The organism is Enterococcus sp. DIV0213h (assembly GCF_051711285.1).
Lineage (GTDB): Bacteria > Bacillota > Bacilli > Lactobacillales > Enterococcaceae > Enterococcus_D > Enterococcus_D casseliflavus.
In genome coordinates this window covers 2,843,594-2,865,215 of the sequence record NZ_JBIOMH010000001.1, presented here as the reverse complement: position 1 = coordinate 2,865,215, position 21,622 = coordinate 2,843,594, and the positions used below count along the sequence as shown (strand labels likewise).

General features: G+C 43.8%; 23 protein-coding genes and 2 tRNA genes. 23 read left to right on the top strand and 2 right to left on the bottom strand.

What is annotated here, in order from left to right:
- Positions 1-11 precede the first annotated feature (11 nt).
- The 14 genes from IGI77_RS13430 to IGI77_RS13365 all read left to right on the top strand — a co-directional run bounded on the left by IGI77_RS13430 (position 12) and on the right by IGI77_RS13365 (position 8,539).
- Complete coding sequence (locus tag IGI77_RS13430; RefSeq protein ID WP_005228723.1) at positions 12-188, top strand: DNA-directed RNA polymerase subunit beta; 177 nt, start codon at positions 12-14, stop codon at positions 186-188.
- 91 nt (positions 189-279) lie between these two features.
- A complete protein-coding gene (gene yidD / locus IGI77_RS13425) occupies positions 280-555 on the top strand; it encodes a membrane protein insertion efficiency factor YidD (RefSeq protein WP_016608771.1) in 276 nt (91 codons plus the stop codon).
- A 39-nt stretch (positions 556-594) separates the two neighbouring features.
- On the top strand, positions 595-1,053 hold the full coding sequence (locus IGI77_RS13420) for a GNAT family N-acetyltransferase (RefSeq protein ID WP_005228727.1): 459 nt from the start codon (positions 595-597) through the stop codon (positions 1,051-1,053).
- A gap of 124 nt (positions 1,054-1,177) precedes the next feature.
- Positions 1,178-2,059 carry an ROK family protein gene (locus IGI77_RS13415; protein ID WP_005228730.1) on the top strand — a complete coding sequence of 294 codons (882 nt, stop codon included), beginning with the start codon at positions 1,178-1,180 and terminating at the stop codon, positions 2,057-2,059.
- A 284-nt stretch (positions 2,060-2,343) separates the two neighbouring features.
- Positions 2,344-3,531, top strand: coding sequence for an ABC transporter substrate-binding protein (locus tag IGI77_RS13410; RefSeq protein WP_010749790.1), 1,188 nt, complete (start codon positions 2,344-2,346; stop codon positions 3,529-3,531).
- A gap of 108 nt (positions 3,532-3,639) precedes the next feature.
- Complete coding sequence (locus IGI77_RS13405; RefSeq protein WP_005228742.1) at positions 3,640-4,518, top strand: branched-chain amino acid ABC transporter permease; 879 nt, start codon at positions 3,640-3,642, stop codon at positions 4,516-4,518.
- A 9-nt stretch (positions 4,519-4,527) separates the two neighbouring features.
- Positions 4,528-5,505, top strand: a complete 978-nt coding sequence (locus tag IGI77_RS13400) for a branched-chain amino acid ABC transporter permease (protein ID WP_005228744.1) — start codon at positions 4,528-4,530, stop codon at positions 5,503-5,505.
- A complete protein-coding gene (locus tag IGI77_RS13395) occupies positions 5,486-6,262 on the top strand; it encodes an ABC transporter ATP-binding protein (RefSeq protein WP_015510179.1) in 777 nt (258 codons plus the stop codon). Before IGI77_RS13400 ends, IGI77_RS13395 begins: the two co-directional genes overlap by 20 nt.
- Positions 6,262-6,963: an ABC transporter ATP-binding protein gene (locus IGI77_RS13390; protein WP_015510178.1), complete on the top strand. Its 702-nt coding sequence runs from the start codon at positions 6,262-6,264 to the stop codon at positions 6,961-6,963. The genes IGI77_RS13395 and IGI77_RS13390 overlap by 1 nt, the downstream gene beginning before the upstream one ends.
- Before the next feature lie 3 nt (positions 6,964-6,966).
- Complete coding sequence (locus IGI77_RS13385; RefSeq protein ID WP_005228750.1) at positions 6,967-7,614, top strand: CBS and ACT domain-containing protein; 648 nt, start codon at positions 6,967-6,969, stop codon at positions 7,612-7,614.
- A 126-nt stretch (positions 7,615-7,740) separates the two neighbouring features.
- Complete coding sequence (locus tag IGI77_RS13380; protein ID WP_005228752.1) at positions 7,741-7,974, top strand: DUF2969 domain-containing protein; 234 nt, start codon at positions 7,741-7,743, stop codon at positions 7,972-7,974.
- Between the two features lie 85 nt (positions 7,975-8,059).
- Positions 8,060-8,143 (top strand) — tRNA-Tyr (locus tag IGI77_RS13375).
- A gap of 4 nt (positions 8,144-8,147) precedes the next feature.
- Positions 8,148-8,219: transfer RNA gene (locus IGI77_RS13370), tRNA-Gln, on the top strand.
- Positions 8,220-8,371: 152 nt separating this feature from the next.
- On the top strand, positions 8,372-8,539 hold the full coding sequence (locus tag IGI77_RS13365) for a hypothetical protein (protein WP_005228760.1): 168 nt from the start codon (positions 8,372-8,374) through the stop codon (positions 8,537-8,539).
- 49 nt (positions 8,540-8,588) lie between these two features.
- On the opposite strand, the gene IGI77_RS13360 is transcribed toward IGI77_RS13365, so the two are convergent.
- Positions 8,589-9,194, bottom strand: a complete 606-nt coding sequence (locus tag IGI77_RS13360) for a TetR/AcrR family transcriptional regulator (RefSeq protein ID WP_005228762.1) — start codon at positions 9,192-9,194, stop codon at positions 8,589-8,591.
- Between the two features lie 174 nt (positions 9,195-9,368).
- Here IGI77_RS13360 and IGI77_RS13355 point away from each other — a divergent pair, with 174 nt between their 5' ends.
- Positions 9,369-13,595: an acyl-CoA dehydratase activase-related protein gene (locus IGI77_RS13355; RefSeq protein WP_438770204.1), complete on the top strand. Its 4,227-nt coding sequence runs from the start codon at positions 9,369-9,371 to the stop codon at positions 13,593-13,595.
- Between the two features lie 198 nt (positions 13,596-13,793).
- Positions 13,794-14,501, top strand: a complete 708-nt coding sequence (locus IGI77_RS13350; RefSeq protein ID WP_005228765.1) for a GntR family transcriptional regulator — start codon at positions 13,794-13,796, stop codon at positions 14,499-14,501.
- A 192-nt stretch (positions 14,502-14,693) separates the two neighbouring features.
- On the opposite strand, the gene IGI77_RS13345 is transcribed toward IGI77_RS13350, so the two are convergent.
- Entirely contained in the window at positions 14,694-15,335 is a 642-nt protein-coding gene (locus tag IGI77_RS13345) for a YigZ family protein (protein ID WP_086337984.1), read from the bottom strand.
- A 110-nt stretch (positions 15,336-15,445) separates the two neighbouring features.
- Between IGI77_RS13345 and IGI77_RS13340 the strand changes: the two genes are divergently transcribed.
- The 7 genes from IGI77_RS13340 to IGI77_RS13310 all read left to right on the top strand — a co-directional run bounded on the left by IGI77_RS13340 (position 15,446) and on the right by IGI77_RS13310 (position 21,471).
- Positions 15,446-15,739, top strand: coding sequence for a DUF7662 domain-containing protein (locus tag IGI77_RS13340; RefSeq protein WP_010749784.1), 294 nt, complete (start codon positions 15,446-15,448; stop codon positions 15,737-15,739).
- Between the two features lie 72 nt (positions 15,740-15,811).
- Entirely contained in the window at positions 15,812-16,132 is a 321-nt protein-coding gene (locus IGI77_RS13335; RefSeq protein WP_005228768.1) for a PTS sugar transporter subunit IIB, read from the top strand.
- Positions 16,133-16,238: 106 nt separating this feature from the next.
- Complete coding sequence (locus IGI77_RS13330; protein ID WP_034869159.1) at positions 16,239-17,549, top strand: DEAD/DEAH box helicase; 1,311 nt, start codon at positions 16,239-16,241, stop codon at positions 17,547-17,549.
- Positions 17,550-17,745: 196 nt separating this feature from the next.
- Entirely contained in the window at positions 17,746-18,222 is a 477-nt protein-coding gene (locus tag IGI77_RS13325; RefSeq protein WP_016608760.1) for a ComF family protein, read from the top strand.
- Between the two features lie 137 nt (positions 18,223-18,359).
- Positions 18,360-18,917: a ribosome hibernation-promoting factor, HPF/YfiA family gene (gene hpf / locus IGI77_RS13320; protein WP_005231866.1), complete on the top strand. Its 558-nt coding sequence runs from the start codon at positions 18,360-18,362 to the stop codon at positions 18,915-18,917.
- 184 nt (positions 18,918-19,101) lie between these two features.
- Positions 19,102-20,049 (top strand): LacI family DNA-binding transcriptional regulator, encoded by a 948-nt coding sequence (locus IGI77_RS13315; protein WP_438770203.1) that lies wholly within the window; start codon positions 19,102-19,104, stop codon positions 20,047-20,049.
- Positions 20,050-20,205: 156 nt separating this feature from the next.
- On the top strand, positions 20,206-21,471 hold the full coding sequence (locus IGI77_RS13310; protein ID WP_015510171.1) for an extracellular solute-binding protein: 1,266 nt from the start codon (positions 20,206-20,208) through the stop codon (positions 21,469-21,471).
- Positions 21,472-21,622 lie beyond the last annotated feature (151 nt).

The window sequence follows — 21,622 nt, the reverse complement described above, 5'->3', positions numbered from 1 at the left end:
AGAGAAAAAAAGTGAAGTTGAACCGTTATATTTTAACTAGCTTGATAAAAATTTTAATCGTCATTTTATTAGCTATTTTATTGTTCCTAGCAGGAACGATGATTGGTTATGGAGTGATCGGTGACGGCAGTCCTTTTAAAGTATTCTCTCCAAGTCTTTGGAATCATATCTTTGAGTTTATGAAATAAACCATAACTAGGACTTACGCCACGTGCTGAGTCCTAGTTTTTTCTATCTATCTTTACTGAATCGTACGCTAAAAAGAAAGGCTGGCAAGGAATGAGTAAACTTTTGATCGGCTTTGTTCGTTTCTATCAACGTTTTATTTCCCCATTATTTCCTCCTAGCTGTCGTTATTATCCGACTTGCTCAGGATACATGATCCAAGCCATCCAAGTCCATGGAGCAGCCAAAGGAGGCTTGATGGGGGTAGCTCGTATCTTACGCTGCCATCCCTTTGTAAAAGGCGGAATAGATTACGTACCCCAGACGTTTACTTTAAAACGAAATACGAAAGACAAAGTCAAACCAACGTACCGTTATCGGAAAAGTTAAAAGGAATCAACAGAAATATAAAAAAGGAGCCAAAAAGCCATGATTCGTCCAATCGCCCCTAATGAAGCGTATCCTTGGGCGTTGCTGCTGGATGCAGATCCTGATAAAGCAGTCGTAGAAAGCTATCTATATAATAGCCAAACACTTGTTTATGAAGAAGCTGGAGAAATGATTGGTGTGCTAGTTTATCAAAATCAAGGCAAGAACTGGGAGATCATGAATGTGGCCGTTTCGCCAGAAAAGCAAGGAATGGGCATCGGTCGTCAATTGCTGCAAGCTGCCGAAGAAGCGATCCTCAGTCAGCACCTCGGGGCAAAACGGCCGATCGTAGTGATCAAAACTGGTAGTCTGCCCTCTGCAGCCTTGACTTTGTACCAAAAGCAAGGCTATGTTGAAAAAGAGCGGGTGAAGAATTATTTCACCACCCACTATGTCGAACCGATTTTTGAGAATGGGCAGCAGCTGTTCGATCAAGTGATTTTGGAAAAACAACTCTAATGGATGAAGAGACAGTCTAAGTGAATGAGACTGTTTTTTTCTTGTCTTCGGAAATCGCTTTCTTCAAGCGCCGACTTGCGGTAAAATAGACAGTATCAGAATAATAAAGGATTGAGGGAAAAAAATGGCGATTTTAGTCTTTGATATGGGTGGTTCAGCAGTAAAATATGGCGTCTGGGCACAAGATTCTTTGGTGAGTAAAGGGAAGTTCACTACTCCAAATACTTGGGAGGAAATGAAAGCACAGCTGCAGCAAGTGAGGGCAAGCGTAGATGAAGAGATTGAAGGCGTTGGAATCAGTGCGCCAGGTGCGGTCAATGCCCAAGAACGGCGGATCGACGGCATTAGTGCGATCCCTTATATCCATGGGTTTGATATTTACTCAGAACTCGAAGCAGCGTTTGGGGTACCCGTAACCATCGAAAATGATGCCAATTGCGCTGGGATGGCTGAATTTTATCAAGGAGCGGGCAAAGAGTATCAGCAAGCAGCCTTCGTTGTGATCGGAACAGGCGTTGGCGGTACCCTGTTTCAAAATGGTGAGCTAGTCCGTGGGGCACATTTATACGGTGGCGAATTTGGGTTGATGATCCTAGATCAAGGCAAAACATTTTCGCAACTAGGGACAGCGGTTCAGATGGCCTGGCGGTATTGTGATCGGATCGGAGTGGATCGAACGACGATTACCGGTGAAGAGGTCTTTCAACGTGCAGAAGATGGCGATGCCATTGCGATCGAGGAAGTCAATAAATTTTACAACTATTTAGCACAAGGACTGTTCAGTATTCAGTTTGCTTTTGATCCTGAAGTGATCATTATCGGCGGTGGTGTCAGTGCCAAAAAAGGCTTGTTAGAAGAAGTTGACCAGCGCTTGAAAAAAATGTTGGCGGATCAAGCATTAAATGATTTCGTCCCACTGATCAAGCTATGTGACTATCGCAATGATGCCAATTTAGTTGGGGCGGCGGCAAATTTTCAAGCATTGTATCCACGAAATAGCCGCTAACATGAGGATGTAATGTTTTCAAACGTCCGTTTGAAAAAAAAAGTATCAAATCAAAGCGTATCGGCAGCAAGCAAAGGGGAAAAACCTTTGCTTGCTTTTCTTTTTATCCGAAAATTAGAAAAGCGATTCCATTGTTGCTGGATCAATGTTTTAAAAGCACCATTTTTTATCGGCGAAAAAAATAAATTCTGAATAGGTGAAATATTCTGATAATTCGTTGACATTTCCTAGATTTTTCAGTATATTGGATAACATATTCAGGGGAAGTAAAGGAGAGGAAAATTATGAAAAAGAAATTTGCATTTTTGTTTGCGAGTTTGTTTTTATTGACAGCTTGTAGTGCAGGACCAACAGGTGGACCAACGGATAGCAGTGGTGCTGCTGAAGGTGGCAATAAACAAGAGGGAGATACCATTAAGATTGGTGCCAACTTAGAGTTGTCTGGAGCAGTTGCTGCTTATGGGACGGCTGAAAAAGAGGGGATCGACTTAGCAGTCGAAGAAATCAATGCTGCCGGCGGCGTTCTTGGAAAACAAATTGAAATCATTTCGAAAGATAACAAATCAGATAACAATGAAGCTGCGACAGTAGCAGCCAACTTAGCAACCAATGATAAAGTCGTTGCCATTATTGGACCAGCAACTTCAGGTGCCACAAAGGCGGCTTTACCGAATGTGACGAGAGCCCAAGTACCGATGGTCACTCCTTCAGGTACCGATGATGCGATTACTTACACCAGTGGAAAAGTCCAAGAATTTGCGTTCCGTTCTTGTTTCCAAGATAGCTTCCAAGGAACAATCTTGGCAAAATATGCAGCAGAAAATTTGGATGCTTCAAAAGCCGTAATCTTGGGTGATAACTCAAGTGACTACGCAATTGGTTTGACGGAAGCATTTAAAGAAAGCTACCCAGGCGAAATCGTCTTAGAGGATAACTTTACTGAAGGCGACAAAGATTTCCAAGCAGTTCTTACAAGAATCAAAGATGTCGACTTCGATGTCTTGTTCATTCCAGGCTACTACACAGAAGCTGGTTTGATCATCAAGCAAGCGCGAGAATTAGGAATTGATCAAGCAATCATTGGTGCGGATGGATTCGGTGATGAAAAAATGGTTCAAACAGCTGGTGCAGAAAATGTCAGCAATGTTTACTATACAGGTCACTTCTCTACCAAAGCACCAGCAAACGACAAAGTTGAGCCGTTTGTGGCAGCTTTCAATGAAAAATATGGCAAAGAGCCTTCTGCTTTTAATGCATTAGCCTATGATGCTGTTTATATGATCAAACAAGCGATCGAAGATCAAAACTCAGCAGATTCATTGGCGATCGCAGCTGGTTTGTCTGAACTGAAAGACTTTGTCGGTGTGACCGGTGAAATCACGATGGATGAAAATCATAACCCTGAAAAATCAGCAGTTGTTTTAGGATTGACTGACGGGAAAGAAACCTCAGCAGACACTGTGGAACCTTAAAAAACCCGCAGTTGTTTGGCAGTGAAAACTGGGACAGACCTGATGTGTTTGTCTCAGTTTCTTTTCTCTAAAAGAATGACCATAATAAATGATATTGGAAGTGAGTATATGGAAATGATGATCCAACAATTGATCAACGGCTTGTTTCTAGGCAGTATCTATGCCTTGTTAGCGTTGGGTTATACGATGGTGTATGGCATCATCAAGTTGATCAACTTCGCCCACGGAGAAGTTTACATGATCGGTAGTTTTATCGGTTACTTTTTGATCAATCAATGGCAATTAGGGTTTTTCCCCGCGTTGTTCATTTCAATGATCGCCAGTGCAGCTCTTGGGGTAACGATCGAATTTTTAGCGTATCGTCCCTTACGCAATTCCACGCGAATTTCGGCACTGATCACGGCAATCGGGGTTTCTTATTTTTTGCAAAATGTCATGATCTTTTTCTTTTCAGCCAATGTGCGCCCCTTTCCGCAAGCGATTGAACGACAAACTTATTCCATCGGGTTTGTTCAAGTAAGTAATGTCCAGTTATTGATCTTGGCTGTTTCGGTTACCTTAATGATTCTCTTGCAATTGATCGTGAAAAAGACCCGTATGGGAAAAGCGATGCGGGCAGTAAGTGTTGATGCAGATGCAGCGCGTTTGATGGGGATCAATGTCAATCGAACGATTTCCTTTACCTTTGCCTTAGGCTCGGCTTTGGCTGCAGCTGGCGGGATGCTGATCGGTTTGTATTATAATTCCATTGATCCATCAATGGGCGTCGTTCCTGGTCTGAAATCTTTTGTTGCAGCGGTTCTCGGCGGGATCGGGATCATTCCTGGAGCAGCCTTAGGTGGCTTTGTGATCGGTTTGGTGGAAACAGCAGCGACAGCGCTTGGTTTTTCTGATTATAAGGATGCTTTAGTGTATGTCATTTTAATAATTATATTGTTGGTTCGTCCAGCTGGGATCCTCGGCAAAAATATCAAAGAGAAAGTGTAGGTGGCAGAAATGAAAAAGAATTTACGTTACAACTTAATCTGGCTCGCTCTGGCAGCTATTCTTTATTTTGGATTATTTGCAGCCTACAATGGCGGAATGATCAATTTGTTCTCTGATGCCATCATCGTCAATATCGGAATCAATATCATCTTGGCAGTCAGTTTGAATCTGATCATCGGCTTTTCAGGGCAATTCTCCTTAGGGCATGCTGGATTTATGGCAATCGGTGCTTATGCTGGCGCGATCCTGTCGGCAAGCAATCCAACCTTTGGCGGCTTTTTAACTGGTTTACTGGTGGGGATGCTGGTTTCAGGTGCAGTCGCATTAGTGGTTGGGATTCCGACCCTCCGTTTAAAAGGCGACTATCTAGCGATCGCTACCTTAGGTGTGGCAGAGATCATTCGGATCTTGTTGGTGAACCTACGAGGCTTGACCAATGGTCCTGCAGGAATTTTCGGATTGCCCCAATTCAGTAATTGGCAGATCGTCTTTCTCTTTGCCGTTTTATCGATTCTTGTCGTGTCAAACTTTATCCATAGCGGACCAGGTCGGGCGACTTTAGCGATTCGGGAAGATGAGATCGCTGCAGAATCAATGGGGGTCAACACAACGAAATACAAGGTAATTGCGTTTGTAATGGGGGCAGTGATGGCAAGCATTGCTGGTACCCTTTATGCCAGCTATCAGCAGTCGGTTTTCCCACGAGATTACGGTTTTATGAAATCGATCGATGTATTGATCATCGTCGTTTTTGGAGGGCTTGGGAGTACCACAGGAGCAGTTGTCTCGGCAGTAGTGCTAGGAATCTTAAATATGTACTTGCAAGGCTTCTCTGATTTGCGCATGATCATTTATGCATTGGCTTTGATCATCATCATGATCTTTAAACCAAGCGGACTTTTAGGGACATGGGAATTCTCCGTAAAAGGACTGCTGGATAAATTTAGAAAAAAGGGGGATGACAACGATGCCTCTATTAGAAGTTAAAAGCTTAACGAAAAACTTTGGCGGTTTAGCTGCTGTTTCTCATGTAGACCTCCATTTAGATACCAATGAGCTGGTCGGATTGATTGGACCAAACGGTGCTGGCAAGACAACGCTCTTTAATCTCCTGACAGGTGTGTATGAACCTAGTGAAGGGGAAGTGCTTTTTGAGACCCAAGGGAAGCCAAAACGTTTAAATGGCGTGAAGCCCTATAAAATTGCGGATTTAGGTCTTTCAAGAACCTTCCAAAACATTCGCTTGTTTAAAAATTTGACTGTGATGGACAACGTCTTGATCGCTATGAACAGTAAGCATAAAGAAGGACTGCTGACTAGCATCCTGCGTTTGCCAAAGTACTACAAAAACGAAGCGTCCATGAAGAAAAAAGCCTTAGAGCTGTTACGGATCTTTGATATGGATGGCAAAAGTCAAACGTTAGCGAAAAATTTGCCTTATGGCGAGCAGCGTCGGTTAGAGATCGTACGCGCATTGGCTACAGAACCAAAAATTCTGTTTCTTGACGAGCCGGCTGCGGGGATGAATCCTCAAGAAACAACAGAACTGACAAAGCTGATCTATAAGATCCAAAAAGATTTTCAATTGACGATCCTCTTGATTGAGCATGATATGAGTTTGGTCATGGAAGTGTGCGAACGGATCTATGTGCTGGAATACGGCCAAGTCATCGCCCACGGTGAACCAGAAGAGATCAAAAACAATCCGCGGGTGATCGAAGCTTATCTAGGAGGGGAAATCTGATGCTGGAAATTCAAAATTTAAGTGTACACTACGGCATGATCCAAGCGGTCCATGATGTTTCCTTCCACGTCAATCAAGGGGAGATCGTTTCACTGATTGGTGCCAATGGTGCAGGGAAAACCACGATTTTACGGACGATTTCTGGATTGATCCGCCCCTCAAATGGCTCAGTCACTTTTGAAGGAAAACGAATTGAGAAAGAAGCACCGCAAAAAATCGTCGCAAACGGCTTGTCGCAAGTGCCAGAAGGGCGGCACGTCTTTTCAGGATTGACGGTTCAAGAAAACTTAGAGATGGGCGCCTTCTTGCGTAAAGACAGTGGTGTCAAAGAAGACTATGAACAAGTTTACCGCAAGTTTCCTGTATTGAAAGAACGCCTCTCGCAAGATGCGTCGACATTATCTGGCGGTGAGCAGCAGATGTTGGCAATGGGGCGGGCATTGATGTCAAAACCGCGCTTGCTTTTGCTGGATGAGCCCTCGATGGGCTTGGCACCGATTTTTATCAAAGAAATTTTTTCAATCATTCAAGAAATCAAGCAGCAAGGAACGACTGTGCTGCTGATTGAACAAAATGCAAAAATGGCTTTATCGATTGCCGATCGCGGCTATGTATTAGAAACGGGGAAAATCGTTTTAGAAGGTACTGGAGAAGAATTACTAGCAAGTGATGAAGTAAGAAAAGCGTATCTAGGAGGCTAAACAATGAGTGTAAGTGATTTTATGACGAAGACGGTCGTCACCGTCGATTCGCAGACACCGATCTTTGATGCAGTAGATTTAATGAAGCAGCACGATATCCACCGTCTGCCCGTCGTTGACGATGGTAAATTAGTAGGGTTGATCACAGAAGGAACGATCGCTGAAGCAACTCCCTCAAAAGCGACAAGCTTAAGCGTTTATGAAATGAACTATCTCTTAAATAAAACGACTGTCGCTGATATCATGTTGAAAAAAGTGACCACGATTGAACCAGATGCACTATTAGAGGACGCCATTTCCGTCATGCGTAGTGAAAACGTGGGGGTTTTACCAGTCATGGATGATGATGCCTTAGTGGGAATCATTACCAACAATGATATTTTCGATGCCTTTTTGAAAATCACTGGCTACCACGATGGTGGAACCCGAGTGTCCATCGAGATCACGGATGACCATGTAGGCGTGTTAGCAGACGTGACCAAGCTGCTTGCCGATCATCAGATGAGTATTTTGACCATCGTAGTCAATCGGATGGCGCTAAAAACGATTGTTGAGATCCAAGTAGAGTCGCGCCAAGTCGCAGCGATTGAGAAAATCTTAAGCGATGCGGGGTATACCGTAACCAGTGCTGTCTTGACGAACCAGAAATGAGACAAAGCAGCAAAAGTAGTCGATCGTAACGATTGACTACTTTTTTTCGTTCCAGATGAGATTTTCTTTTTCTTTTGCTGGTTTTCTGTTAAAATAGGAAGGTGCTGTAAAGAAAGAGGTGCAATCATGTCTAAGAAAAATAAAGATATCGAAGTCCGTATTGAAGAAACAACGAAAGCCATTCATGGCAAAGACTATACCGTCAATGAATTATTTATTGGTAAAAAACGTATCGGTGAGATTTTAACGACTGGACCGAAAGAATTTCAAAGCTTTTTAGGGGATGAAGATCTAGGTTCAAGCAGAAGTTTAGAAGCTGCGATCGAGATGATTATTCGCCAATGGAATTTACATGAATAATTTCTAGAAAAATTTACTTTTTGCTATTGCAATTTGTTATCTTTTTCGGTATTATAACTATTGTCAGGTTTGAGAAAAACCTTTTGGAGGAGTAGCGAAGTGGCTAAACGCGACGGACTGTAAATCCGTTCCTTAGGGTTCAGTGGTTCGAATCCACTCTCCTCCACCATTATTGGGGTATAGCCAAGCGGTAAGGCAACGGACTTTGACTCCGTCATGCGTTGGTTCGAATCCAGCTACCCCAGTCAGATGAATACGCAGAAAAAAACAGCAAATAGTTTTGCTGTTTTTTTCGTTATTTAACCATTATTTTTTTTGGTTTGAGGAAGGGCTATAAGTTGAAGATTTTTTTTATTTGCGATACGCTAATAGTAAAGCATTCGGGAGATGAAAACACATGAAATTTAAACTGAATCTAAAAGAAAAAGTAACGGAAGTTGCAGAGCATGTCTATGACGTTGTCAAAAAGGAAGACTATGCGATTCGTGTGGCTCCAAAAGGAATCAAAGTAACTAAACAGCGTAAGACAAAAGACACGATCAAATGGCGCGCAAAAAATCATTGATTAAAGGGCAATCAGCATGAGAGAAACTGCATATAGGCAGTTTCTTTTTTTATTCCTCAATTTCAATCCCCAAGACAGTTAGATGACCGTTTGCCACTAGTTTGATGACGAGTTTTGCTAAATGGTCGGCGTGCATCGTTGTTTCTGCCGTTAGCCACCAATGCAGCGTGCCAACAAATATTGAGGTCATATAATCAATGATGAAGTCTAAGGGCACTTCAAGATCGCCTTCTGTGATCTTCAAGGTTGAAAAGATCTCTTGATACCGTTCCGTTAAAATCAGCCCCAGTTTTTTACGAATGATCTCAATGGCAGAGGCATCCATGATCGTCAAATAAAAAGAGCGATTCTTTTGAATGTGTAAAAAAAGTTCGGTCATGGCCGCTTCGATTTTACGGATCTTGATTCGATTGCCTTGGACGAAATCTTCAAAGTCAAGGATCGAGGTAAAAGATTCGACGGCCAAGTCAAATATTTTTTCATACAAGTCTTGCTTGTCTTTGTAATGGGCATAGAAGGTCGCGCGGTTGATCATGGCTTCGTCTGCGATATTTTGGACAGTCACTTGCTCGAAGCCTTTTTCTTCAACTAAGCGAATAAAGGCTTCAATAATGTACTTATTGGTTCGTTTGACACGTAAATCCAATTTTTTCATATTGTGAATTTCCTTTCAAAATAAACGACAAAAAACGTCTAATTGTTGTTTATCCCACACCTTCGTTGGAATTGTTTGTTGAATTATCAATTAAAAGAATTACAATGAACATAAGTATTATAACAAACGGCTTGTTAGATAATCAACAAAGTGTTGTTTAGATGGAGGCAACAAATGAAAAAATATAAGGCGGGCATCGATGTCGGTTCAACAACGGTCAAGATGGTTCTGTTAGATGAACGCAATCAAACGTGTTTTTCAAGGTATGAACGACACTATGCAGACATCCAAAAGGCAGCGGAAAAAATTATTAAAGAAGCGCAAGCAGTAATCCAAGATCAGCCAGTTGCGCTGGCGATTACCGGATCAGGCGGAATGGGGCTGGCAGAAGTTTTGCGGATCCCTTTTGTCCAAGAGGTCATCGCTTGTACCAAAACAGTCGAGACAGTGATCCCAGAAACGGATGTGGCGATCGAATTAGGCGGTGAAGATGCGAAGATCACCTTTTTTGAAGGTGCGTTGGAGCAGCGGATGAATGGCAGTTGTGCCGGTGGGACCGGTGCGTTTATTGATCAGATGGCGGTTTTATTGAAAACGGATGCCAATGGGGTCAATGAGCTAGCCAAGGGATACCAAACCCTTTATCCGATTGCCTCACGCTGCGGGGTCTTTGCCAAAACTGATGTGCAGCCGCTGATCAATGAAGGAGCGGCAAAAGCGGACATTGCTGCGAGTATTTTTCAAGCGGTGGTCAATCAAACGATTGCTGGCTTAGCAGCTGGTCGTAAAATCAAAGGCAAGGTAGCCTTCTTAGGCGGTCCACTGACGTTTATGTCGGAATTGCGTCAACGATTTATCGATACGTTGAACCTGCAAGAAGCAGATATCATTTTTCCCGAGAATCCAGAACTGTTTGTGGCGATGGGGGCTGCACTGTATGCAGAAGAAGCGCAGCAGCTTTCTGTACTATGCGACCGCTTAGCCAATGAAGAAGACGGCACACTTGCGCCAACAGATACGCTAGATCCTTTATTCAAAGACGAAGCAGAACTGGCTGCTTTTCGTGCCCGCCATGCCCAAGCGGTTGCTACAGAAAAACCTTTGTCGGAGCATAAAGGTGCTGCTTATTTGGGTATCGATGCTGGATCAACGACAACGAAAGTCGTCTTGATCAATGATGCAGGGGATTTGTTGTTTTCTTTTTATGGCAACAATGAAGGCGAGCCGTTAGCGACAACGATGGCGGTTTTACAAGAGCTTTATCGTCAGATGCCTTCTGACGTTTACATCGCAAAGTCAACGATCACAGGGTACGGTGAGCATCTGATCAAACATGCACTGAAGGTCGATATCGGTGAAGTCGAAACGATGGCCCATTACAAAGCTGCTGAACATTTCCAGCCAGGGGTTGATTTTATCTTGGACATTGGTGGGCAAGACATGAAGGCGATGACAGTCAAAGACGGTGCACTTTCTTCGATTCAGCTAAATGAAGCCTGTTCGTCAGGATGCGGCTCGTTCATTGAGACCTTTGCCAAATCTATGAATCAGGATGTCAAAGAATTTGCGCTGGCAGCGACAAAAGCCCAAGCGCCGGTTGACCTGGGTTCGCGTTGTACCGTCTTTATGAACTCAAAAGTCAAACAGGTCCAAAAAGAAGGAGCCTCTGTTGGCGACATTTCGGCTGGCTTGTCTTACTCGGTCATAAAGAATGCTATCTATAAAGTGATCAAGGTTCGGCGCCCCGAAGATCTTGGCGAGAAAATCGTCTGCCAAGGAGGGACTTTCTATAATGAAGCGGTTCTGCGCGCCTTTGAATTGATCAGCGGCCGTGAAGTCGTACGACCATCGATCGCTGGCTTGATGGGCGCTTATGGGGCGGCGTTGATCGCGTTAGAAGAAGCGGCGATCGACGATGTCAGTACGTTGTTGTCTCCTGCAAAAATGGCCGATTTTCAAGCAGAAAAAGAATTTACAAATTGCGGTCTTTGCGAAAACAATTGTTTATTAACCGTGACCCTCTTTTCGGATGGTCGAAAATTCATTACGGGGAATCGCTGCGAACGTGGTGCGCGGATCAAAATCAAAAAAGAAGACCGCAAAGTCAATCTCGTGGATGAAAAATACCGCCGCTTGTTCAAGTACCGTTCTTTGCGTAAAAAAGATGCCCTCCATGGGGAAATCGGCTTACCAAGAGTGTTGAATCTTTATGAAAATTATCCGCTGTGGCATACCTTTTTCACCCAGTTAGGGTTTCGGGTAACCTTGTCGCCGCGTTCTAATAAAGAACTATATGAGCAAGGGATCGAAACGATTCCTAGCGATACCGTTTGTTACCCAGCCAAACTAGCCCATGGACACATCCAAGCACTGATCGATCAAAACATACCGTTGATCTTTTATCCAGGAGTCATTTTTGAGCGAGTAGAGAACACTGCCGCTGAAAATCATTTTAACTGTCCAATCGTACAAAGCTATCCAGAAGTGATTCGTAACAACGTCGATGCGATTCGTGAAGGGGCGGTTGACTACCGCTGTCCATTTTTAAATCTGGCAGATGAAGCCTCAATGGTCAAAACCTTAATGGGGACGTTTCAAGATTTTGGTTTTTCTGAAGACGAAATTGCCCAAGCGCTGCGCAGCGGCTTCGAGGAACTAGATCAGTTCAAAGCAGATATTGCGCAACGGGGAGAAGAAACGCTGCGAATGCTGATGACGACCAACCAAAAAGGGATCGTTTTATCTGGAAGACCGTATCATTTGGACCCTGAAATCAACCATGGGATAGCGGAAGTCATTACCCAAGAAGGCTTTCATGTACTGACCGAGGACAGTATTGCTCATTTAGCAAATGTCGGCGATCTGCGGGTCGTGGATCAATGGGTCTATCATTCACGGTTGTATGCGGCTGCACGAGTGGTGGCGAAAAACAAGCAGTTGGAATTGGTTCAATTAAACTCCTTCGGCTGCGGGATCGATGCAGTGACCACCGATCAAGTCGAAGAGATCATGGCGCAATATGGCAAGCTGTATACGGTGTTGAAAATCGATGAGGGTGCAAACCTTGGGGCGATTCGGATTCGGTTGCGTTCCTTGAAAGCAGCAGTCAACGAACGGGATAAACAGCACTTTGTTCCTAAAAAGCAATACGAGGAACCAGCAAAGATTATTTTTACCAAAGAAATGCGCAAGCAGCACACGCTCTTATTGCCGATGTTGAGTCCCATCCACCAAAGCGGATTAGTAGATGTCGCTTTGCAGGCTTCCGGGTATCAAGTGGTCTGTCTGCCCAGTGAAGATCGAGAAGCAGTCAATGTCGGTTTGCGCTTTGTCAATAACGATGCCTGCTACCCGGCCATCATTTCCATTGGACAGCTGGTAGAAGCGTTACAAAGCGGGGAATATGACGTCGAAAACACCAGCGTATTGATGACCCAGACGGGCGGTGGGTGTCGCGCAACGAACTATATTCCCTTGTTACGTAAAGCATTGAACGATGCAGGATTTCCGCAAGTACCGGTGGTATCTATTTCGATGGGGAATACTGGTGTTGAATCAAATCCGGGCTTTCGCTTTACCTTGCCGATGATGAAACGCTTGGCGGTGGCATTTTTATACGGGGATCTCTTTGAACGAGTCGTTTATCGCACCCGTCCATATGAGCAAGAAGCAGGGGCTGTCGATCGGCTCCACCAAGAATGGCTGGAAAAAATTGCCAAAAATGTCCGCAATGGCTCCTTCAGCCTCTTTAATCGCAATATGAAGAAAATCATTCAAGACTTTGATCAAGTGCCGATAAGAGATATCAAGAAGCCGCGTGTCGGTGTCGTGGGAGAGATTTTAGTGAAGTATTCACCGACAGCTAATAATGATGTCGTTCGCCTGTTAGAAGCAGAAGGAGCGGAAGCGGTCGTACCAGATATTGTCGGCTTCATGAATTATTCCCTCTACAATCAAATTTGGCGCTACGAGCATTTGGGGATGGCGAAGAAAAGCAAAATGATCGCTGATTTTGCGATCATGGCGATTGAACGGCTCCAAAAACCAATGGATAAAGCGTTGCGGGCGTCAACGCGCTTTGAGGGCATTCATTCGATCCATCAGCTTGCCGAGCAAGCGAGCGAGATTGTTTCCATCGGCAATCATACGGGAGAAGGCTGGTTCTTGACCGGTGAGATGATCGATCTGTTGGAAAATAATGTCAACAATATCATTTGTCTGCAACCATTTGGCTGTCTGCCTAACCATGTAGTAGGAAAAGGCGTCATGAAAGAGCTGCGTCGCCAATACCCACAGGCGAACATTGCAGCGATTGATTACGATCCAGGTGTCTCGATCGTCAATCAATTGAATCGCATTCGCTTGCTCATGGCCACTGCTAATAAAGCGTTGGCTGAATAAATTCTCAAGCCAGCGACCGAACCAATTTAAAAGCAAAGAGACTGCTCTTGTTTGGACAATTTGTGATAACTTCTTTTTCTGCCTATAAAATGGGGAAAGAGTTCACACAAATGGAGAAAAACTGAGCAGTTTTTGCTTTTTTTATTAGCTATTTAGGTATATACCAGTTATAATAGGAGGGGAACGGAGGAATGTGTAGTGGTGGAAAAATTACCTGTTTATATCCAGATTCATGATCAAATCAAAGCCAATATCGAAAACAATACATACAAAATCGGGGATCGTCTGCCTTCAGAACGGGAGTTGTCAAAACAATTCGGCGTGAGTCGCATGACGTTGCGGCAAGCGATCCAAACCTTAGCGGATGAGGGGATTCTTGAGCGCAAAATCGGTTCTGGCACTTATGTGGCTCGCCAAAAAGTACAGGAGAAAATGACGGGCACGACGAGTTTTACCGAAATTATGAATTCTCTTGGTCGTAAGCCTTCCAGCAAAGCGGTCGCTTATTTCTTGACTGCACCTAGCTCCAGTGAGATGGAAAAGCTGCAATTAGAAGGACACGAAACGATTTTACGGATGGAGCGGATTCGGTATGCGGATGATGTGCCGATCTGTTTTGAAGTAGCGAGTATCCCTGAAAAGTTTATTCATGACTTTAGCAAGGAGGAAATCATCTCTTCCCTCTATAAAGTGTTGGAAGAAAAAGGACAGCGGAAAATCGGCGGCGCTTCGCAAACGATCTCAGCTATGGTCGCTTCCGAGCAAATTGCTGATTACTTACAAATCAAACGCGGCGATGCGATTTTACGTATGCGGCAAATCACTTCATTTGAAGATGGACAGCCATTTGAATATGTGCGCACCCAATATGTCGGCAATCGTTTCGAATTTTATATGGAAAAATAAGCTGCCTGAGACGGCTGGAAACAAAAAAGACGCGAAAAAGCCGAAAGGACACTGCGAGCATACGTGCTGTTGCTCCGCATCGGTCAATTCGGTTTTTCAACGATTGGGCTTCCTGCATTCGCTGCAGCAAGCGGCATTAGAGTCCGTGCTTTGAGGAAAAGAGCAAACCTGACAGGTGCTTGTCCTGCATAGTTACTCGGTTGGCTCCTCGATGAGGCGCTCTACATATTCGGTCTTGCCTTTGTTTAGCTGCACTTGCCCTTGCAGCAAATCAATCAAAGCGGCTTCTTGGTCGGCAAGCGTTGCTTCGGGAATCATTAAGGTAACAACGATTTTCTCGGTATAAGCAATGTCTTTTACGTAGATGTTCTGCAGTTCTAAATAGTTTTGCAGTTTACCTAAAAGGGGATAATCAATGGTCAATGCAAGCTCTTGATGCAAAACGCCTTCGACGATTCCCACCGCCTTGATGCCAGCGGAAGCTGAACTGGAATAAGCGCGGATCAATCCGCCAGCGCCAAGTTTTGTTCCACCGAAGTAGCGGGTAACGACAGCGACCATATTGATCAAGTCATTTTTCTTCAATACTTCTAAAATCGGTACTCCAGCGGTGCCGCTAGGTTCACCATCATCACTGCTGCGTTGGATCTCATGGTTTTCACCCAATACATAGGCGCTGCAATGATGATTCGCCTTCCAATGTTCTTTTTTGAGGGCTTGTATAAACGCTTTGGCTTCATCTTCTGATTGGATTCGTTTTAACGAACAGATGAAACGCGATTTTTTGATTTCTATTTCCGTTTCTCCATCTTGTCGGATCGTTCGATAAGTCACGCGTACGATCGCCTCCTTTATGTTTCTAGTATAGGCAATCGGAAGGAAAGTTACAAATAGAAGAAAGAAAAAGGCACCAACACAGACCTGAAAAAGAGGAGGCAGTTGCTTTGGGTAGACGCAAAAAGTACGATACGATCACGCACTATTTAAAAAACAACGGCGGTTCACAAATTACGTTAACCTTTACCCAGTTTGATGAATTTCTTTTCCCAGCATCTGGCTTGCCCAAAAGTGCCCGCACGAGTACGGATTGGTGGGCAAATGATTACCGACATCCTGAAAACGGGGCCTATGCGTGGCTGAATGCCGGCTATGAGGTAGTCCACGTCAATTTAAAAAAAGAGTATGTCGTTTTTAACCGTTTAGTAAAATCAAACTGGCTGCTGGATAGAAAGCGTTGACAAATTTCAAACTTGTTCTATACTAGAGATAGGAAATGTTATCTTATTCTTAAAATTCAAGGAGTGTTCGATATGGCGAAAAAAACAATTATGTTAGTTTGTTCTGCAGGAATGAGTACAAGCTTATTAGTAACAAAAATGCAAAAAGCAGCTGAAGCAAAAGGATTAGAAGCAGATATTTTTGCAGTTTCCGCTTCAGAAGCAGATCAACATTTAGAAAGCAAAGACGTAAATGTTTTATTATTAGGACCACAAGTTCGTTTCATGAAAGGCGATTTTGAGAAACGTCTAGCGCCAAAAGGAATTCCTTTAGAAGTAATCAACATGGCAGATTACGGCATGATGAACGGCGAAAAAGTCTTAGATCAAGCTTTGACATTGATCGGCGAATAAGCAAGACCTGCTGTTGAAGCAAACAAGAAACCTGTAATCGGTTCAAGTACTTTTCAAAAAGTACTTGAACCGATTTTTTTGCGTACTTAAAACTGAGGTGTATGTTATGACCAATCAAAAAGGAAGACAATTTTTTGTTTTAGATGAAACAATGAATGTAGGAAAACCCTTTGATTCTCGACCGGCAATGCTCGAGCAGGGGCAGAGAATCGTTTGTCAGCGATGCGGTTCTTCCCACCGCAAGCCGTCGGTGCAATTACCGATAGGCAGCTATTATTGTCCAACCTGTATTCGCTATGGTCGGATCACATCAAATGGGCGACTGGTGATTCAACCTACGGATAGTCCAGCCATTGATCACCACATCGTCTGGCCAGGAGCATTGACGCAGTTTCAGCAAAAAATTTCCCAGCAATTGGTGTCTAATTGTCGACAAAAGCGATCCTCGCTTGTTTGGTCGGTCACGGGTTCAGGGAAGACCGAAATGATCTTTGAAACGATCCGCTACGTTCGGCAAGAAGGTGGTCGAGTGGCGATCGTCTCACCTCGGATCGATGTTTGTCGTGAATTGTTTCCGCGGATTCAGCAAGCATTTCCACAAGAGGAAAGCTTGCTCCTTTATGGAAAATCAGAAGAGCCGTATCGCTACACAAACATCCTTATTGCCACCACCCATCAGCTACTGCATTTTTATCGGAGCTTTCAACTGATCGTGGTGGATGAGGTAGATGCATTTCCCTACGAGGGCGATGCGCAGCTGCGTTACGGATTATACAATGCCTTAGCCAAAAACGGGTGTCTGATCTATTTAAGTGCGACGCCTTCAGAACGACTGCTGCAAGAAATTCGTGGAAAATTCGCTGTCTTGAGAATGCCGCTGCGGTTTCATCAGCGTCCATTGATCGTTCCAAAACCTGTTCATTATAGTCACTGGGCGCAGGCTTATCGCAGAAAACGTTGGCTGCGACCATTGCTGCAGCAGTTGCAGCGGCTGCTTCAAAAAAACTTTGTCTTGGTGTTTTGTCCAAGCATTGCGCTGATGAAGGAAGTAGAAGCGGCTGTCCGCCGACAAGGCACGTCATGGTCTTTGACTAGCGTTTCGTCGCAAGATCAAAAACGGAGCGAAAAAGTAGCGTCTGCTCGTCGACAGATTTACAAGGTGTTGTTTACAACGATGATTTTAGAGCGTGGGGTGACGTTTGAAAACGTCTCAGTCATCGTATTGGGTGCTAATCATCCAGTCTTTACAAAATCGGCGCTCGTGCAAATTGCTGGTCGTGTCGATCGTAAAGGGGCCTATACGGAAGGGGAGGTCATTTTTTTCTACGACCAAATGACGGAAGCGATCCGAAAAGCACTCAACGAAATCAAGGAAATGAACCAATTGGCAAAAAGCTGGCTGACCGATGGTGTGTAGTTGGTGTAAAAGGACTTTTCCTAGAGAACGAACGATCATTGAGGTGTTGGCTCCTTGGCGTATCCCAGAAAATGAATTGTGCCCGCAATGTGCCCGACAGTTTTCAGTGATCGATTGGCGAACCTGCTGCCCTTCGTGTGGAAAAAAAGAAACTGAGTTTTGCAGCGATTGTCTCTATTGGGAAGAAACGTGTCCCATGATACAATTGCAGCACCGAGCGCTATTTGCTTACGATCAAGGAATGAAGGATTGGCTTCACGAATACAAACTGATGGGAAACTATCAGTTGCGGGGGACGTTTGCGCCTGTGATCAAACAGAAACTCAACAGGTTTGACTATGAGTGTTTGATTCCCATCCCACTATCGGCAGAGCGTTACCAACAGCGAGGGTTTAATCAAGTCACCGCTGTGCTGGAAGCCGCCGGAGTCAGATTTCAAGAGTTACTGGAGAAAGTTGTTGATACCGCACCACAGGCACAACGTTCTCGCAGGCAACGATTAGTAGAGGCGCAACCCTTTGCAGTGAAGCCAGATGTAGCGTGTGAAATCAAAGGGAAAAAATTATTGTTGATCGATGATGTGTATACTACCGGTAGAACGTTATATCATGCAGCTGAAGCACTGCAGTCCTTTGGCCCCCAGTCGATTCGTTCTTTTTCTATTGCTCGTTGAAACGTTATTTTGAAAACGCTTAAAGAAAATTGTTCGATTTACTAGGCAAATGACCAAGAGTTCGATATAATAGAGTTAAGAAGAAGAAAAGAGTGGTCCTTTTCCTTCTTTACTGGTAGACGAAAGGGGTAATTTTTATGTTTAGATATAATGTGCGTGGCGAAAATATCGAGGTAACAGAAGCGATCCGTGATTACGTCGAGAAAAAAGTAGGTAAATTAGAACGTTATTTTAATGATGTGCCAGAAGCAACAGCACACGTTAATTTGAAAGTTTATACAGAAAAAACTGCAAAAGTAGAAGTAACGATTCCTTTACCATTCCTAGTTCTACGTGCGGAAGAAACTTCACCTGATCTATATGCTAGTATCGATTTGGTTGTTGACAAATTGGAACGCCAAATCCGCAAATTCAAAACAAAAATCAATCGCAAATCTCGTGAGACAGCGTTGGTTCCGCCAACAGATGGTGATTTGTTCACAACTGAAGCAAACGATGAAGAAACCAATGGTTCTGATTTAGACATCGTACGTACAAAACGTTTGTCTTTAAAACCAATGGATAGTGAAGAAGCTGTTTTACAAATGAACATGCTTGGACACAACTTCTTTATCTTTGAAGATGCGGAAACGAATGGAACGAGCATTGTGTATCGTCGGAAAGATGGTAAATACGGGTTGATCGAAACGGATTAACACGTGTGGGATCCTTTTGGCGACACCCCAAAAAAAGTCTTTTTTGACAGAGTAGCTGAGAAGCTGCTCTGTTTTTTTATCTTTTGGAATGAAGCAAGAAATCTTTCTATATAAAAGTTGGCTTTGTTTCTCTTTTGTTTTATTGTGTTATACTATAGATGAAATAATACAGGGAGAGTGAATCATGACTACGTTAGCAGATGTCGCCAAAAAAGCAAATGTTTCCGCAATGACCGTTTCTCGAGTGATCAACCATCCAGATAAAGTGACCGAAGAGCTAAAGCAGCTCGTTCATCAAGCAATGCTAGAACTGGATTATCAACCGAATATTGCTGCCAAATCATTAGTTTCCAAGCGTTCCCATATCATCAAAGTGTATATCTTAGAGGAGATGGACACGACGGAGCCATACTATATGAATTTATTAGTGGGGATCGCTCGTTCCATCGGCAAAGCGCATTATTCGTTGCAGCTGGTTACGACGGATGGGGTGGATCGTGGCCCAGCAGATGGTTGTATCATTACGGGATTTCGCCAAAAGGATATGGACTGGATAAAAAATTTAAAGAAACCCGTCGTTCTATTTGGTGAAAATGAAGCTGGATTCAGCTTTGTTGATAGTGACAACTACCAAGGGATCGTTTCTGCTTGTAAACACGCCCTCGATACTGGCTATCAACACTTGGTCTATATTGGTTTAGAGTTGGAAGAAGCATTTACGAAAAGCCGAGAAAAAGGGTACATAGATACAGTCACAAAAACAGGACAAGCACCAAAAATCCATCGTTTTGAGAACCGTTCTTCCGCAGCCCGCACCTTTATCACAGCACAGAAGGAGCAATTTGCGGAAAATACTTGTTTTATTTGTGCGACGGATCGTTTGGCACTAGGCATCAATCAAGGCTTGCAGTCGATTGCCGCGCAGATACCAAAGGATTTTGGGATTGTCGGCTACGATGGGGTATTCCTGGATCAGGTCAGCTCGCCCAAGTTGACGACTATGAAGCAAGCCATCGTTGAGATGGGCGAAGCTTGTGGTGAATTACTGATTCAAAAAATTGAACAGAACGATACGAGCCTGCGACAACAGCGCTTTTTACCGCAACTCGTGGTTCGTGAATCCACAAGGTGAAAAATTAAGCAAATGGTTGCGCAATTTCTTTTCAATTCCTCAATATCTTAATTTAAAGGCTTTTTCAATTTTTGTTATCGCTAACATTTAGAAAATGTTTGCCATTTTAAGAAACCGGTTGCATAATAGAGTTACAAATTGCAGGAGGTAAACAGGATGAAAGTGAATTGGAAAAAGGCAGCTCTAGGATTAGTTTCAGGAAGTGCGTTGTTAGCGCTTGCAGCATGTGGCGGCAACGGCGGTAGTACCGATGGTAGTAATGCAGATGCAGGTTCAGGTAGCGATGAAAAAACGATCACGGTCTCTGTAGGCGCAGACTATATTGATTATATCAATGAAGTGAAATCTGACTTTGAATCTGAAAATGATGTCACCATCAACGTTGTGGAAATGGACATGTTCGATCAAATGGATGCGCTTCAACTAGACGGTCCTGCTGGGAAAGGCCCAGATGTTACGATGTCTCCTTATGACCGTGTGGGTCAAGTAGGCTCCCAAGGGCATTTGGCAGAAATGACTTTGCCAGATGATGGACGGTACAGCGATACAGACAAGCAACAAGTGACCATCGATGATAAGATCTATGGCGCACCAGCAATGATCGAAGCGGTTGTCATGTTCTACAACAAAGACTTGATCGATGAAGCACCAGCAACTTTTTCTGATTTAGAAGAACTAGCAAAAGATGATCGTTTTGCAGAAGGCGATGACAATGTTGGTTTCTTAGCTCGTTGGACGGACTTTTATTATACGTATGGTCTATTAGCGGGGCATGGCGGGTATGTCTTTGGTGATGAAGGAACAGATCCATCTGATCTAGGGCTGAACAATGAAGGTTCTGTTGAAGCAATCACGTATGCAACTGATTGGTTCCAAAATGTCTGGCCGCAAGGAATGCTTGATGTATCAGCCAACGAAAACTTGATGTTGGATTACTTCAATCAAGGCAAAACAGCAGCTATCATTTATGGACCATGGGGCGTGAACGGCTTTGAAGAAGCAGGCATCAACTATGGAGTAGCGAAAATCCCAACGCTAAACAACGGCAACGACTATGAAACATTTGGCGGCGGAAAAGCGTGGGTGGTATCTAACTACTCACAAAACAAAGACGTTTCGCAACAATTTGTCGAGTATTTGACCAACGAAGCCAATCAAGAGAAATTGTATGACATGCGTCATGATATTCCAGCGAACATTATGGCTCAAGAAACAGTCGCTGCTTCTGATGATCCAGTAGCAAAAGCAGTGATTGAGCAATACAGTGTTTCACAACCAATGCCAAATATCCCTGAAATGTCTGAGGTTTGGGTAGGGGCTGAAAACATGCTGTTTGATGCAGGTTCAGGCAATATGACTCCTCAAGAAGCAGCGGATAATGCTGCCAAAACAATCGAAGAAGCGATTGAGCAGAAATACTAATAATTAGCCGATTACGGTCTGTCATTCATGTCGACGATTCTATAGAGGATGTTTGTCAAAAGGATTCCTTGCAACGTAGCACGCAAGAAATTGCTTGACGAGATTGTTTTCTATCGATCGTCGGCCGCTTGGCAGACTTTCGATTTTAAGG